This is a genomic window from Agrobacterium sp. a22-2, from assembly GCF_012276985.1.
Lineage (GTDB): Bacteria > Pseudomonadota > Alphaproteobacteria > Rhizobiales > Rhizobiaceae > Allorhizobium.
Map to the genome: position 1 here is coordinate 229,901 of NZ_JAAXMM010000007.1, position 15,530 is coordinate 245,430.

14 protein-coding genes are annotated in these 15,530 nt (G+C 59.9%); 9 read left to right on the top strand and 5 right to left on the bottom strand.

Translation table 11 applies throughout. The features are described from left to right. Positions 1-3: 3 nt before the first annotated feature. Both HFC70_RS13220 and HFC70_RS13225 read left to right on the top strand, forming a co-directional pair. Entirely contained in the window at positions 4-1,005 is a 1,002-nt protein-coding gene (locus HFC70_RS13220; protein ID WP_168473719.1) for a xanthine dehydrogenase family protein subunit M, read from the top strand. Then, positions 1,002-3,179 carry a xanthine dehydrogenase family protein molybdopterin-binding subunit gene (locus tag HFC70_RS13225; RefSeq protein WP_168473720.1) on the top strand — a complete coding sequence of 726 codons (2,178 nt, stop codon included), beginning with the start codon at positions 1,002-1,004 and terminating at the stop codon, positions 3,177-3,179. The genes HFC70_RS13220 and HFC70_RS13225 overlap by 4 nt, the downstream gene beginning before the upstream one ends. 49 nt (positions 3,180-3,228) lie before the next feature. Here the strand turns inward: HFC70_RS13225 and HFC70_RS13230 are convergent, their stop codons facing one another. After that, positions 3,229-4,134, bottom strand: a complete 906-nt coding sequence (locus HFC70_RS13230) for a LysR family transcriptional regulator (protein WP_246735776.1) — start codon at positions 4,132-4,134, stop codon at positions 3,229-3,231. A 127-nt stretch (positions 4,135-4,261) separates the two neighbouring features. Here HFC70_RS13230 and HFC70_RS13235 point away from each other — a divergent pair, with 127 nt between their 5' ends. The 3 genes from HFC70_RS13235 to HFC70_RS13245 are packed head-to-tail and all read left to right on the top strand — an operon-like array spanning position 4,262 to position 7,006. Further along, complete coding sequence (locus tag HFC70_RS13235) at positions 4,262-5,254, top strand: MBL fold metallo-hydrolase (protein WP_168473721.1); 993 nt, start codon at positions 4,262-4,264, stop codon at positions 5,252-5,254. A 29-nt stretch (positions 5,255-5,283) separates the two neighbouring features. Then, complete coding sequence (locus tag HFC70_RS13240; protein WP_168473722.1) at positions 5,284-6,372, top strand: aldo/keto reductase; 1,089 nt, start codon at positions 5,284-5,286, stop codon at positions 6,370-6,372. Positions 6,373-6,421: 49 nt separating this feature from the next. Next, entirely contained in the window at positions 6,422-7,006 is a 585-nt protein-coding gene (locus HFC70_RS13245; RefSeq protein ID WP_168473723.1) for an intradiol ring-cleavage dioxygenase, read from the top strand. 213 nt (positions 7,007-7,219) lie between these two features. Here HFC70_RS13245 and HFC70_RS13250 read toward each other — a convergent pair whose 3' ends face one another. From HFC70_RS13250 to HFC70_RS13260, 3 genes are all read right to left on the bottom strand, one after another. After that, positions 7,220-8,764, bottom strand: coding sequence for a class I SAM-dependent methyltransferase (locus HFC70_RS13250; protein ID WP_168473724.1), 1,545 nt, complete (start codon positions 8,762-8,764; stop codon positions 7,220-7,222). A 192-nt stretch (positions 8,765-8,956) separates the two neighbouring features. Next, positions 8,957-9,430 (bottom strand): DUF6644 family protein, encoded by a 474-nt coding sequence (locus HFC70_RS13255; protein ID WP_168473725.1) that lies wholly within the window; start codon positions 9,428-9,430, stop codon positions 8,957-8,959. Then, positions 9,421-9,891 carry a hypothetical protein gene (locus tag HFC70_RS13260; protein WP_210259258.1) on the bottom strand — a complete coding sequence of 157 codons (471 nt, stop codon included), beginning with the start codon at positions 9,889-9,891 and terminating at the stop codon, positions 9,421-9,423. The genes HFC70_RS13255 and HFC70_RS13260 overlap by 10 nt, the downstream gene beginning before the upstream one ends. Positions 9,892-10,011: 120 nt before the next feature. On the opposite strand from HFC70_RS13260, the gene HFC70_RS13265 reads away from it, so the two are divergent. From HFC70_RS13265 to HFC70_RS13280, 4 genes are all read left to right on the top strand, one after another. Next, on the top strand, positions 10,012-10,971 hold the full coding sequence (locus HFC70_RS13265; protein ID WP_168473727.1) for an AraC family transcriptional regulator: 960 nt from the start codon (positions 10,012-10,014) through the stop codon (positions 10,969-10,971). A 389-nt stretch (positions 10,972-11,360) separates the two neighbouring features. Next, positions 11,361-11,732 (top strand): cytochrome c family protein, encoded by a 372-nt coding sequence (locus HFC70_RS13270; protein WP_168473791.1) that lies wholly within the window; start codon positions 11,361-11,363, stop codon positions 11,730-11,732. A 12-nt stretch (positions 11,733-11,744) separates the two neighbouring features. After that, positions 11,745-12,197: a (2Fe-2S)-binding protein gene (locus HFC70_RS13275; protein WP_168473728.1), complete on the top strand. Its 453-nt coding sequence runs from the start codon at positions 11,745-11,747 to the stop codon at positions 12,195-12,197. 3 nt (positions 12,198-12,200) lie between these two features. Continuing rightward, complete coding sequence (locus HFC70_RS13280; RefSeq protein ID WP_168473729.1) at positions 12,201-14,420, top strand: xanthine dehydrogenase family protein molybdopterin-binding subunit; 2,220 nt, start codon at positions 12,201-12,203, stop codon at positions 14,418-14,420. Positions 14,421-14,632: 212 nt separating this feature from the next. Here HFC70_RS13280 and HFC70_RS13285 read toward each other — a convergent pair whose 3' ends face one another. After that, on the bottom strand, positions 14,633-15,502 hold the full coding sequence (locus HFC70_RS13285; RefSeq protein ID WP_168473730.1) for a helix-turn-helix transcriptional regulator: 870 nt from the start codon (positions 15,500-15,502) through the stop codon (positions 14,633-14,635). Positions 15,503-15,530: the final 28 nt, after the last annotated feature.

Here is a 15,530-nt window from a genome sequence, read left to right on the forward strand (position 1 = left end):
GCCATGAAGCCATTATCCTACACTCGCACCCGAACGGCTCGTGAAGCGATCGAGGCATTTGTCGCCGCCGGCGAAGGCGCTCGCTATATCGCCGGCGGTACCAACCTTTACGACCTGATGAAACTCTGGGTCGTGCAACCCTCTCACCTGATCGATATTGCCACGCTCGATGGCGCCGATCGGATCGAGACCAGCGGCGACCGGCTATTTTTCGGGGGTGGAGCGCTGATGGCCGACGTTGCGGAGCATGCCGTTGTGCTTCGCGATTATCCCGTGCTGGCGGAAAGCCTCTCGAAAGCAGCCTCCCAGCAACTCCGCAATATGGCAACCGTCGGCGGCAACCTGTTGCAGCGGACACGCTGCCCGTACTTCAGGAATGGTGCGGGCGGATTGTACCCCTGCAACAAGCGGGAACCGGGTACCGGTTGCGCCGCGATCGGCGGCCTTGATCGGTCTCAGGCCGTGCTCGGCGTGAGTGATGCTTGCACCGCCGTGTCACCCGGTGATTGGCCCGTGGCACTGACGGCCATGGATGCAGAGATAGAGGTCGCGGGCCTCAATGGCACACGAGTCATCCCGATATCGGAACTTTACCTGCTGCCGGATAAAACACCCCATCTCGAATTCACAATCGGCCCAGAGGAAATCATCACCGGCATCTCGGTCCCGAAAACTGCCGCCGGCCGAAACTCGACTTATCTCAAGGTGCGCGACCGTGAATCTTATGCTTTTGCGCTCGCTTCCGCTGCTGTTGCGCTGGACATGGACGGAGTTCGTGTGCGGCGAGCGCATATCGCCTTGGGAGGCGCGGCCACACGACCCTGGCGGGCGCGGGAAACTGAGGCTCTTTTGCAAGGCCATCCGCTGACTAGGGAGCGCACGCTGGACGCCGCCCAGGCAGCGTTTGCCGGTGCGAAGGTGGGACATCACAACGCTTTCAAGATCGAACTTGGAGCCCGAACCGTCGCTGACGCCATCATGAGCGCCGGGAGAAAGAACCAGTGACCCTGAAACGCACCACTGACCGTCCAAGGATTGATGCCCAAGAAAAAGTGCTCGGCCGCGCCCTCTATGCTGCCGATCAACCGTTTCCGGGTCTGCTGCATGCGATGACCGTGCCGGCGAAGATAGCCAAGGGGCAGATCCTGTCCATCGACACTGTCGCGGCCCTGAATGTTGCGGGCGTCGTACGCATCTTCACGCATGAGGATTTTTCGCAGATCAAGACGACGCCCGCGGCCCGCGGCGCCTATGGTCAGCCCGGCAAAGGCCACCAGCCGATGACGGCGCCGCAGATACGTCATCGGGGCGAGCCGGTTGCCCTCGTGGTGGCCGAAACCTTGGAGGCGGCGATCGAAGCCGCAGAAGCCGTGACGGTGCATTATGCCGAAGAGCCTTTCAGCGCGCGGATGGAAGACGATGGCGCTAGCCCGGAGCCGGAGGCCAGCCAGCACGTGGCCGGGGATGCCAGGGCCGCCTTGTCCAGTGCCGCACATGTCATCGACGTGGAATATTGGCATCCCCAGCAGCATCACAATCCGATCGAATTGATCTCGACCACAGCCGTGTTTGAGGACGGCATTCTGCAGATCTACGAGGGCACGCAGGCGGCAGCTGCCTTTGCCGGCGGGCTGGCCAGCATGATGGGACTGGAGCCGCAGATGCTTCGGGGCATCAGCCCATATACGGGTGGAGGATTCGGCCAGAAGAACGGGGCGCAGGAACAGAGCGTACTAGTGGCAAGTGCCGCTTTAATCCTTCGCCGCCCGGTCAAGCTTGTCATGCCGCGGGGCCAGTTGTTTCACACCGCGTCCTATCGCCCGCGGAGCCGGCATCGTGTGCAACTCGCAGCGGACGACAGCGGCAACCTGCTCGCCGGCATTTATGAATCGGTACAGCAGCACAGCCGATACGATGGCTTCAGCTGCGAAAACGGCGTGAATCCGCCACGCATGTATAACTATCGGACCTGGTCGGGTAGCGACCGCATCGTCCGGGTTGATACCCAGACGCCTGGACACCAGCGAGCGCCGCACGAGCAAGCCTCGAGCTATGCCACCGAATGCGCTCTTGACGAACTCGCCGAGGCGCTCGGCATGGATCCTGTAGCGCTTCGCATTACCAACGACACGCAGCGCGATCCCATGACCGGCAAGCCCTTTTCCTCCCGCCATCTCGCGGAGTGCCTGCGGCGCGGTGCCGAATTGTTCGGCTGGGACCGGCGGGTGGCGCAGGCCGGCGTTCTGAGGACTGCGAACGGGGATTTTGTCGGTTTGGGCGTGGGCTGTGGCAACTATAAAGCCTCTATGTCACCGTCCGTCACCACACTTCGGCTTTCGGCGAGCGGAAGATGCGAGATCGCAACATCTGGCCACGAAATGGGTCAGGGGATACGCAGTGTCATTGCCGAGGAACTGATCGACGTGCTCGGTCTGGAGCCTGACAAGCTCGACATCAGGATCGGTGACACCGGCTATGCGCCGCAGCATCTCACCGCAGGCTCATGGGGCGTGGGCAGCGCTGCGCCGGCGGCCAGGGCCGCTGCGCTGAAACTGCGCGAGCAACTGGGGCTGCTGACCGGCGCTCCCCTGTCGGAAGAGCCTGTCCATGTCCAACTGGCGCGCACGCGCCGTCCCTCTCTGGAAGTCTCGATCGAGACCATACCGCTGGGCAAGGACCGACAGGTGCTCGACCAGATGCGCAAGGGTATCCCGGCAACCTCCGGCCCCGAATATCCCGACTTTCTGGCTTTCAGCTGGATCGCGCATTTTGCGGAAGTCCATGTCGAACCGTCAACGGGGCGCGTCCGTGTCAAGCGGTTTGTCAGCGTGGCCGACTGCGGACGGGTCATGAACCGCCGTACGGCGGAAAGCCAGGTCCGGGGTGGAGTCATATGGGGCATCGGCGCTGCCCTGCGCGAGGCCGGTGAAACCGATCCACGCTACGGCGGCGTCCTCAACAACGACCTTGCCGAATATGTCGTGCCGGTCAACGCCGACATTGGCGCGATCGATGTCGATTTTATTGAGGAGCCGGACACAAACCTCAATATATCCGGGGTCAAGGGGCTCGGAGAGGTGGCCATGGTCGGTGCGACGGCCGCCATCGTCAACGCCGTCTACAACGCGACCGGAAAGAGGATCCGGCATTTGCCGATCCGGATCGAGGATCTACTTTGAAAGTCGCGCATCGACGACACTATGTGGTGGGAAAAAGAGCCATTCCATTTCAGGGTCTGGCCTGCCAGTCGTAGCGTTTCATATAATCGAGAAAAGCCCGCATGGCTGCACTCGGCAGGCGGCGATTGGGGTAATACAGAAACCAGTGCGGCAAGGTGGGGCTCCAGTCCGCCAGAAGCTCCACCAGCCGGCCGTCATGGATCAGAGGCTTTGCGTAGTCGTCCAGGACATGGGCGATGCCCCTCCCCGCCAAGGCCGCCTGAAGCTCGTTGCTCACCGCACTGACGGTCAGGCGTCCAGCAGGTGTCACCTCCAGCTCTTCGTCCCCGTGGACAAATCGCCACGTGACGAGGGTGCCGCCGGGAAATCGACGCTTGATGCAGTCGTGACCGACGAGGTCATGGGGCGTCTCCGGTGCGCCTTCTCTTTCGATGTAGTTTGGCGAGGCAACGATCGCATATCTAAGCGATGGTCCCAATGGGACGGCGATCATGTCCTGCGCCAATTGCTGGCCGAACCTGACGCCTGCGTCGAAACCCTGCGCTACGATGTCGATCACCGCCGCATCGCTGATGATCTCAATCTTCACGTCGCGATAGGTTTCCATGAAGCCGAATACGAGGGGACAAAGGAGATGATCGACGGCAGGAGCCGGCGCATTGATCCGCAACGTTCCGGACGGACTGTCTCTGAGCTCATCGACCTCGGCGATGGCGAGCTGGATGTCGCTCAGGGCCGGTGCGAGACGATCCAGAAGGCGCTGCCCAGCCTCCGTCGGCGATACACTTCTCGTCGTTCGGTTGAGCAGGCGAATGCCGAGCGACTCTTCCAGCGCGTTGATGGTCTGGCTCAAGGCTGATGACGAAACGCCGCGCTCAAGTGCGGCGGCACGAAAGCCACCACAGCGGACGATGGCTGCGAAAACATCGAAACTATCAAGTCGAATTGAGCCCATTGCGAAGTCTGCCTTATCAAGCTGATCAAATTTGTATCGCTTATCAGCGCGGATGGCGGATGTCATGATGAATTTGAAATGGCGCCAGCGCACCTTGCTGGTCCGGAACAGTTTGAGAGGACTCCCAATGAACGCGTTCACCCTTAAAAGACGAGCTGCCATGCTCTCGGCAGTCGTCGGCGCATCCAGCCTGTTCGTTGCCGGTCGTAATGGCGGCGGTATCGCAAATGCCCAGGCGACAACAGCTGTCAGCGCAAATGCCGGTCACTACCGTTTCCGCGTCGGCGAGATCAACGCGACGGTGTTGAGCGACGGCGTGATCGGCAGTCCGCCCCGGATCTATGCAAGCGATGCGCCGGAAGCCGAGCTTCAAGACGTGCTGCGACAGGCATTCTTGCCGACAGACCACATGGAGCTCAACCTCAACACCCTTCTGATCGAGACCGAAGGCCGGCGGATTCTCATCGAAGCCGGCGCCGGCGGTACGATGGGTCCGAATGGCGGCCGGATCTTCCAAAATCTGGCAGCGATCGGACTTGGCGCCGAGGACATCGACACCATCGTCATCTCGCACACCCATCCAGACCATGTCGGCAACCTCAGAACCGCGGATGGCGGTAAAGCTTTCCCCCGCGCCACGGTTTTCCTGCCGAAGGCGGACTGGGATTTCTTTGTCCTTACCGATCCCGATCTGTCCTACATGCCGGTCCCGGAGGAATTCCGTCTGCGTTTTGCTGCCGCCATCAAGAGCAGCCTTGAGCCGGTCAGGAACGATGTCGAATTGTATGAAGCCGGCGCCGAGATCGTTCCGGGTCTCACGACGATCGTCGCCTCCGGCCACACGCCCGGCATGGCGACCTTCCTTATCCATTCCGGTAACGACCAGTTGCTGCTGACCGCCGACCTTGCCTACCACCCGGTCGTCAACGTCGACAGACCCTGGCTTCCGGGCCCGGATCGCGACAAGGAGACGGCGCTCGCATCTCGTCGCCGCATCTTCGACAGGGCCGCTGCCGATCGCATTCCGGTGCTCGGCTTCCACTTTCCGTTTCCGGGCCTTGGCCGGATGCTGAAGACCGATGGCGGTTACGCCTGGGTCCCTGCCAACTGGCAATTCTGAATTCAACATAGGCGAACAGGAGAGCTCTCATGGACCAGTCGAAGATCAATCGTCGCGGCTTTCTCGGAACAATGGGTGCGGCGGCAACCGGGCTGGCGCTCGCCGCCCAGACCACCGCAACCGCACAGGCCCAGGATACCACTGCCGCGTCGCCTGCCCCGGCATCCAACCCGGATGTGCTGACCCGTACATTGCCGCGCACCGGTGAAACGGTGACGACCCTCGGTCTCGGCACGTTCCTGACCTTTGACCTGAAGCCGGGCGATCGCCGTGACGACCTCCGGCAGGTCTTCGAGCGGTATGTGGCGGCCGGCGGTCGCGTGGTCGACACCTCGCCGCTTTATGGCTCCGCCGAAGTGAGCGTCGGCCAGTTCATGGGCGAGTTTTCCGGATCGGACCAGATGTTCCTTGCCAACAAAGTCTGGGCCACGGGTGAATATCTTGGCGACGAAAGCCATGCGGTGGAGAGCTTCCGGCAGTCGCGATTGCGCACTTGGCGCGACACGATCAATCTCATGCAGTGCCACAGCATCACCAATGCACCTGTCATCATACCGCTGATGAAGTCGTGGAAGCAGGACGGCATGATACGCCATGTCGGCGTGACCCATCACGAATCCTCAGCGCAAGACCAGTTGACGGCCATCGTGGAGCGCGGCGATGTCGACTTCGTCCAGACCAACTACTCGATCTTCAACCGTGACGCCGAACGGCGCTTGTTGCCGGCGGCAGCCGACAAGGGCGTGGGCGTTTTGATCAATCTGCCTCTTGAAAAGGCGCGTCTGATCAAGGTGGTGGAAGGCCATTCTCTTCCAGATTTTGCGCAGGAATTTGGTGCGACGAGCTGGGCTCAGTTCTTCCTGAAATGGGTCATGGCGCATCCGGCAGTTTCAAGCGTGCTGTGCGGCACGTCGAACCCCGATCATATGAGCGACAACGTCCGGGCCATGACCGGCCCGCTTCCCGACGAGCGCATGCGCCAGCGCATGGTCACCCATATGGAAGCCATTCCGGGTTTCGGCTCAATCGCGACCATGCCGTGGTATCCCGGCAAGGAGAAGATGTATTCCGGTCTCATCAAGGAGGCTCAGGCGAACGCCGCCAGCCGGCTGCGATAGTCGCCGTCGACCACCGCAGCTCCAAGAGTTCGAAACCCGGGAGATTACCTTGCCCTCCACACGACGCTATCTTCTGACCGCTTTCCTGTCGCTGCCTCTGCTGGATGCCGCCAAAATGCGGGCGTTTGCGCAGGCCACGCCGCAACTGGCTCTGACCCCGTCCTGTGACGACGGGGACGAACTCACTCTCGAAAGGGAAGCTGGTCCGTTCTTCAAACCGAATTCGCCGCTCAATCGCGATCTCCACCCGGACGCAAGCGATGGCGAACGGATCACCGTGGCGGGCTTCGTCTTCGACAACCGCTGCCGGCCTTTGGCCGGCAGCCTCGTCGAGATCTGGCATGCGGATGAACACGGAGACTATGATCGGGACGGCTTGCGCCTGCGCGGACATCAGTTTGCCGACGCGCAGGGACGCTGGTGGTTCAACACGATCGTGCCGGCGCTTTACCCCGGCCGTACCCGCCATTTCCACTTCAAGGTTCAGCGCTCCGGCGGCCGTCTCCTTACCACCCAGCTCTATTTTCCCGGGGAACAGAAAAATGTCGGGGATTGGCTATTCCACGACTCCTTGCTGCTGGAAATGGAGAAGACCAAGGACGGCCTGTTTGGACGCTTCGACTTCGTGATTTAATGTGTCGAACAGGCGTTGTTCGGCCCCATATTGGCCCGTGGCGCCGCGTAAACCGCCGACGATAACCTGAAGGGGCTGCGTCAGGAACGAGGCTGAAGGCATCAAATCCGAGTTGATTGCCATAGCTCGAAAAGGGCAGACAAGGACCCGCAGGTTTACGATATGAGGATCTCTGCGATGCCCATCGGGCAAACGCAGAGCCCTTGGGTTTGCTTAGAGGGTAATCTGCAGGTTGCGGATCGTTGGTAGCCGATGGCGTGCAAATTCCTCTGCTATCAGCAGCAATTCCTCCTGATTTTCTTGGTCGGCCATCAACATTTTCCCGTCTTTGAGGAGACGATGGCCCTGCGGGGCGAGAATGCGCCAGGCGTCCGATGCCCAATCCGCCGGCAATTCTTTGCCCTTGTTGATCGCCAGCATGAAAAGGCGGTCCGCCCGGTTGATCGCCAATCCTCCGCCTGTGACGGGCGAGGCCAGGAATTGGTGGTCTTCGCTGTTTTCCGCATGCTTGCAAACGGCAAGATTGAAGAGCCTGCAGCTTTCGATCCGAGCGTCCTTGTTCTGGTCTGGAAGACAGGGCTGAAGAAAATTCGCGCCGACCAGCACGGTGATCGCCTGGGTGATCTGTCGCCAATTTGCCCTCTCCAGCGTGTTGCTCTCAAGCAGCCCGCGGGTGGATACCTGCCCCTGTGAGAAAGCTTTGATCAACGCGGGATATGGGGGGACCTTCAGATCGATCTCTCCCATCCGCGTCTTGATGGCTGGCGGAGTTTTCTCGGCAGGCATGGATAACGCGAAACGCATGTCGAGCCATACACCGGCGGCACTGCGGTCCGTGTGTTCAACCCGGCCCTTACAGAACAGGTCGGTACGGAACAATTGGTTTACGACAAAATCGCGAAGTCCTTCCCGTCGTATCGGGTCGCTTTCCGCATCGAGAACCTTGCGCTGCTCTTCCGACAGCGAAATGTCATCGAACTGGTCGAGCAAATTCAGCGAACCGACGAAGGAGAGCTTTGCCTCTGCGAGCTCAGCGGCAACATCCTCGAAATAGAACGGCGTCCAGTCCCGATTGAAATATTCATGTGCCAGATAGTTGCGCGCCATGGTCGTCATGCTTTTGAGCCGGGCACTTGCCGCCACATGCACCTTGAAAAAGTCGGACTTCACCTCGGCCAGCGATGTCACAAGGGTAAGCGCATCATCAATGCGCGGCGCCAGCGGTCCCGACGTCCTTGCAGCCCGATCCACCAGCAGGCGACGCAGCGGCAAGGTCACAGCCCAGCCCGGCATGGCATTGTAGCTGACATAGACGAGTCCGCCGGGTTTGAGTTTTGCCGAGAGAAAATCGACGATATGCCTGCGATTTTCTTCGGAAACCCAGGTCAGGACGCCGTGCAAGACGATAATGTCGAAACCTTCGGGCAGGCCCTGGCATGACAGAAAATCCGCAAAAGCGTTTTCGTAGAAGCGCACATTCGTCAGCTTGGCATCGGATGCCAGATTGCGGGCATTGGCGATATGCGCCGGATTAAAATCCATCGCATGGAACCGCATCTGGGGATTGGCGGCCGCAAGCAAGTTTGTCGAAAAGCCTTGGCCGCAACCCAGTTCGCAATATTCCAGTGGGGACTGGGACAAGTCGAACTTTTGACCGCGGGAGAGCGCTGCAAAGTTTAAAATAGAGGGTGTGAGCTGTCGGTAAAAACCATGGGTGTACGATAATTCGTCAATATATCCAGAATGCCAGTTAGCCAATGTCAGCCGCCATTGTTAGGTGTTCCCGTTGCGGGTTGGTACCACCGCTGAACGCGCTCGTGGCAGATGTTGCACGACCCCGTTGTCAGACATTCCAACCCATACAAAATCTAGAACCGGACGCATCTGAGGGGTATGCCTAAACCCTCAAACTATCTGCCCAATTCTCCAGCGATTCTTTGGTTTTCGTCGTTAAATGAACGCAATCCAACGGCCTGAGAAGATGGCACTGACCCAAACAGCGAGAGACAGGGCGGCCGCGATACGACCGCGTGACGTATCGAGCACACGCCGTATATCGGCAGCGCCTGCAGCAGCGCGAAGAAGCACTGCATTCGTCCCGGCAACCAAGAGGATTGCCATCTTTGTCAGAAAGGCTGGATTGGAAGCGTAGTGATCAATTTGCACGGAGACCAGGAGCAGACCCGTTGACGCCGCGACAGCGAATCCAACCAAGGCCATACGCATGAGGTCCGACAATGCCTCGTCCAGTTTTGCACTCAACACGCCCAGAAGGCGAAGATCGACGATGGCGATTGAGCCTACGAGAAGTGCGATTCCGAGAATGTGCAGCGCCGAGATGGCGGGATAGAGGCCGGGTATCGTGACGATCATGCGAACCAACGGTATAGTCTCTATCCACTCGAATGCCTCGGTCAGTTGCATCCATCTACCCCCGGAGCCCAGTCCCCGGTGTACGACACCACCTCACCAGTCGACAATCGCAGCCATGTGCTGCGCAGCTGATGCGGAGCCAAGCAGTTGCGAAGGGCGACAATCGTGACGCGATCCCCAACGCTTAACTTGTCAGCGAGATCATAGAATAGGCGCACGGGCGAAAGCTCGATGTCACGTTCGGTGCCCAGGTCGTCCGCCCGGGCTGTCAGCGGTCCGAAATATTCCTCAGGTCTTCCAAGCTTCAGGTCAGGAATCTCCCCGGATTCCACCCGCACGGTAAAAACCGGATGGGGCGGAGCAAACGTCGCCGCCGTGATGGTCCCGTGCAACATGATGGGCGAAGACGCATCATATTTACCGGTAACACCGTGGTGCGCCTGTACGATCCCGGTGAGGGCCAACAGACTACCAACAGTTCCCAGCCAAATCAGGCGAGAGAATTTGAGCATCACGCCAGCCTTTCATTTTTGTGATTTTGAACTCTTGGTGTGTGCCTTGACGATACGGCCGCTTTCCAGCACGGTCCATGCGCTATCATCCGTGATATCTTTGTCATCGTACGGAAGCCTATGGATCCCCTCTCCGAAGTCCTGTCGCTATTAAAACCACAGAGTCATGTTTCCTCCGGCTTTGATGCGGGAGGAGACTGGTCGCTTCACTTCGCCATTCGCAATGATGTCATGAAGTGCTATTCCGTAGTCTCGGGCACATGCTGGCTAAAGATTGATGAAATCGACGCGCCATTATGCCTGGAGGCCGGGGATTGTTTTGTCTTGCCGAGCGGCCGCCCGTTTCGCCTTGCAAGTGATCTCGATCTGACCCCCACGGACTCAAAAGCGGCATTCCCTCCCACCACCCCCGGCGGCGTCGTGACTCTCAACGGCGGCGGAGGGCTGTTCCTTGTCGGAAGCCGCTTCACGGTGAGCGGCCAGGTTGCAGGTTCACTGCTCAGGATGCTACCGCCTGTCGTCCACCTTCGTTGCAAGGACGAGCAGGCAGCATTGCGCTGGTCGATAGACCGAATGCGGGAGGAGATACGGTCTTCGCAGCCCGGAGGTCATTTGATCTCACAACATCTTGCGCATATGATGTTGGTTCAGGCATTGAGACTACACTTGGCCGAACAGCAAACAACGGATGTGGGATGGTTCGCAGCGCTGGCTGACAACCAGATCGGAGCCGCTATTGCTGCGGTTCATGCAGAGCCCGCAAAACGTTGGACTTTGAGCGATCTCGCCAAGACGGTCGGAATGTCCAGATCCGTCTTCGCGCACAGGTTCAAAGAGAAGCTTGGGGAAACGCCGATGGACTACGTTACCCGTTGGCGGATGCTCCTTGCTGTTCAAAGGCTTGAGAATTCGAACGATCCCATTTCTGCAATCGCTCCGGACCTTGGCTATGAGTCGGAAGGCGCTTTTAGCACAGCATTCAAACGCGTTATGGGGCGGCCGCCGCGTGCATTTCGCAATGGCTCACCTGCGAGCATGAAGCAGACACGATCAGCAACTCCATTGTTTGCCGCTGAGTGACGCCCCGCCGCAATTGAGCATCCGGCCAGTATGGCCTGGAGCCAGTGCACAGACTCCAAGATTAACCGCACACTGGGGCACGACAGGTTCAACGGTTCGTTCCATTCGCGACCGATTGACAACCTCTTTTACATTTCCAATCCGTTGACCTGATATCGCGCATGGCGATAGTCCGACAGGTCCGTCCCGACTGCGCAGCCCTCAATCCACTGGATCTTTTTGAAGAGCACCCCGCGTGCACGACGTCAATTCCGGACGATTGAAAAGATATGGCGGACTTTCACGCATAGATCGTTTCCAAAAGCTATCTATCGTATGGCCTAACTTACGGAGGCGAGACAGTGATTTACCCCAAGATCCATGCCACAGCCGACCGCACCAAGGGACGGATGGGTATTCTGCGTACGATCCTTTTGCCCTTTTCTGTGCTGCTCTTTCCGCTTTCGGCTGCCGCCCAGGAGGCAGATGGGCAGCGCTTGTTCCAGCAACGTTGCGCCACCTGTCACACCATCGGACCCGGACAAAACAAAACGGGTCCGCAACTCCTTGGCATCATCGGCCGAGCTGCGGGCAGTGTCGAAGGCGCGACCTATTCTGAGGCGATGCAATCTTCCGGCATCACTTGGGACCGACAGTCTCTCGACACCTTTCTCGCTGCGCCGCGCCAAATGATCCGTGGGACACGGATGACCGTCAGTGTGCCCAATGCCGCGCAACGGGCTGCCATCATCGATTACCTTGAGAGCCAATCACCAGATTGAGGAGAAGCATTCATGACAGCCTTCACGATCAACGGACATGCGGTTGATGTTGCAGCCGAACCCGATACGCCACTGCTTTGGGTGATCCGCGAGCATCTGAAGCTCACCGGCACCAAATTCGGCTGCGGCGTGGCGCAATGCGGCGCTTGCACAGTCCATATCGATGGCGAGCCGACCCGCTCCTGCCAGACTTTCCTGGAGGACGTTGCGGGCCGATCGGTGACCACCATCGAGGGTCTGTCGCCGGACGCCAGCCATCCACTGCAGAAGGCCTGGATTGTCGAGCAGGTGCCGCAATGCGGCTACTGTCAGTCTGGTCAGATCATGCAGGCAGCAGCGCTTTTGGAACGCGCTCCCGATCCCACCCGCGAGCAGATCATCGCTCACATGGACGGCAACATTTGTCGTTGCGGGACCTATGTCCGAATCATCAGCGCCATTGAACGCGCCTCACGGGAGGGCTGAGCTATGACCCCAATCATGCAACTTCAAAGCCGCGCGCTGTCGCGCCGCAGCTTCCTCGTCACGGCCGGCGGCTTCGGCGTCGCGGTCGCGTTCGGAAGCCTCGCCGACCTTGCCCACGGCGCGGCGATGGCCTCTGCCGCCGAGGGCGACTTCCGTCCCAACGCCTGGATCACCATCGCCCCAGACGGCACGATCAGCATCATTGCACCGGCCGTCGAGATGGGCCAGGGTATCACGACGACGCTACCGCTCCTCGTCGCCGAGGAGTTGGATGCCGACTGGAGCCGTGTCCGGGTCGTGCAGGCACCTTCCGACGCGGAGACCTACGGCAATCCGGGCTTCTACGGTATTCAGCTCACCGGTGGTAGCGAATCAACACGAGGCTACAATGCGCTGCTTCGCCTGACCGGCGCCCAGACCCGATTGGTCCTGCTGGCGGGCGCGGCTGGCATGCTTGACGTGCCAGTGAGCGAACTCGTGACAGAGCCCAACAGAGTGATGCATCCATCCTCGGGCCGATGGCTTGACTATGGTGAGATTGCTACCAGGGCCGTGCTTCCGGATCCGCTGCCGCAGGCGACGGAGGCTGATCTGAAGCCGAGCGATAGGTGGCGTTATCTCGGAAGTCGAACAATCCGACGCATCGACGTGCCCTCGAAGATCAATGGAACAGCCGTCTTCGGGATCGACGTCCAACTTCCAGACATGCTTTACGGTGCAGTTCTGCGGGCACCGGTTCAGGACGAACGGCCTGAGAGCATCGACGACGCAGAAGCGCGAGATGTGCCGGGTATCACTCATATCGTGCCGTTGTCTTATGGTGTCGGCATTATCGGCGAAACGGTCGAAGCGACGCGGCGGGCGAAAGATCTGCTCAAAGTGACCTGGAGCACGACATCACCGGTCAGAAATTACACAAGCCAGCGACTGCTCGAGGAGTATCGCGCCGTGGGCCGCGACCTTGGCCAACGAGGTGTTCCGGCGCATACCAATGGTGACGCCGAGGCCGCGATCGCCGGAGCCGCGTCCGTGATCGCGGTCGACTACATGAGTGACCATGTCGCCCATGCGACCATGGAGCCGATGAATGCCACCGCGCTCGTCAGCGGCGATCGGGTCGAGATCTGGGCGCCGACCCAGGGGCCGACCGGCACGCAGGGCTTCGCGGCAGAGGTGGTGGGCACGACGCCTGATAAGGTCAAGGTGAATACGACCCTGATCGGCGGCGGCTTCGGACGCAAGGCCGAAGCTGATTTCATCATCGATGCCGTGTCACTGGCCAAAGCTGTGGAGGGTCGGCCAGTTAAGGTCATCTGGAGCCGTGAGGATGATGTCCGGCACGACAAGTTTCGTCCGCTCGAGGCACAGCACGTCAAGGTCGGGCTCGATGCCGAAGGGAACATCGTCGGCTGGCGGCATCGCATCGTCGCGGACTCGATCTTTGCGCGCACATTGCCACCCGTCTTCGCGGAGGCAGGCGGTCACGACGACGTCGTGACGGAAGGCGCAAAGTTCAACTACGCCGTGCCCGCCCATCAGATCGAGTACCTGCGGCAGGACAATGGTCTCGCCATTGGGTTCTGGTTCGCGGTGGGGGTCGGCTATACGAGATTCGCGATCGAATGCGTCATCGATGAAATTGCGGCCGCCAGAGGCGTCGATCCCGTCGCGTTGCGGTTGGAACTCCTCAAGGACCAGCCTCGCGCCCGCAAGGTGATCGAGACCGTTGCCCGCATGGCCGAGTGGGATCGCGCCCGGGAAGGCCGGGGGCTTGGCCTGGCCTATTCCGACGCCTTCGGCTCGCACTGCGCGCAGGTGGCCGAGGTTTCGCTCAACCGTGAAACAGGCGCGATCCGGGTGCACAAGGTCTGGTGCGCCATTGATCCCGGCGTGGCAATCCAGCCCCTCCATATCGAGGCCATGATGATGACCGGCATTACCAACGGTACTGGCCATGCGTTGTTCGAGCAAATCAACGTCATCGATGGTGAAGTGCAGGAGTCGAACTTCGACACGTACCGGGTCATCCGCATGTCCGAGGCGCCCGATATCGAGGTGGCCGTGGTGCCAACGCCGGGAAGTCCTTTTGGCGGCATTGGTCAAGCAGGCCTCCCCCCCACCGGCCCTGCAATCGCCAATGCCGTGGCACGGCTCATCGGGGGTGTACGGCTTCGTCACTATCCGTTCACTCCGGATCGCGTAAAGGCTGCGCTGAACGGCTAGCCCGCACGGCAAACTCATGTTGCAAAGTCCACACCAGACATGCCGCTTCCGTTGAGGCCGCATGTCTGGTGCGGCTTGGCGCGGATGCCGTTTTGGACAACAGAGGCGCCGGAGCGGCGCCTCTGATCGTCGGAACTGTTCTTTAAGCATAGCCACCGTTGACGTCATGCCAGTGCCCGGTCATTCACTTGGCGGTTTTGCCTCAGTGTAGATCAAGTCTCGAAATCACTCTGATTGCAGTCCACCTGATCCAGGCTGCAGAGCAGACGTATCTTTTCGAGGTCGCGATCGCCAGCCGGATTGTAGATCATCATCTTGAGGTCCGGCCGGCCATCGATCGCAAAGGAAGAAAACTCGAAAGAAATTTCGCCGACCTCCGCGTGGCGGATCGTCTTCGCTCCTTCGCCGGTCGTATGCACGTCATTTTCGATCCACATTCGGGCGAAATCCTCGCTCTTCGCGGATAGCTCGGCAATGAGATCGGCAGCCCGGTGGTTCTCGCCCGCACGAGTGCTTTCCGTCCGGAAGGTTGCGACCAGAAACCGCGCCACCTCCTCCCAGTCGACCTGGGCAGCGCGCGTCGCGGGATCGAGAAACATCCGTCTCAGTATGTTCCTTTCATCAGGCGGCAGTTGTTCATAATTGGTCAGAGCAAGCTGTGCTGCCCGATTCCAGCCGACAATGTCCCAGGTCGACGTGGCGACGGTTGCCGGGATGGTCGGCATGGCGTCAAGAAAACGCTGCAATCGCCAGGATATGCCGCCACGCCCGGCAACATGGGCTTTCGGTGGACGGCCGATGGCAACCAGGAACAAATGTTCCCGCTCTGCTTCGGTCATCATGAGCGCCTTGGCTAGACTATCAAGCACTCGGGGCGACGGCGCCCCGCCTCTCCCCTGCTCTAGCCAAGTATACCAGGTCGCGCTGATGTTCGCCCGTTGCGCGACTTCCTCGCGCCTTAGACCCGGTGTGCGGCGGCGGCCGCCAAAACCAAGTGCTGCGGGATCGAGCCGTTGGCGACGGTCCCGCAAAAACGAACCAAGGCGGCTCGCGCCCTCATTTAGATCAAACCTATTAGTCATTATACCACGATAAACTCACGTATTTAAC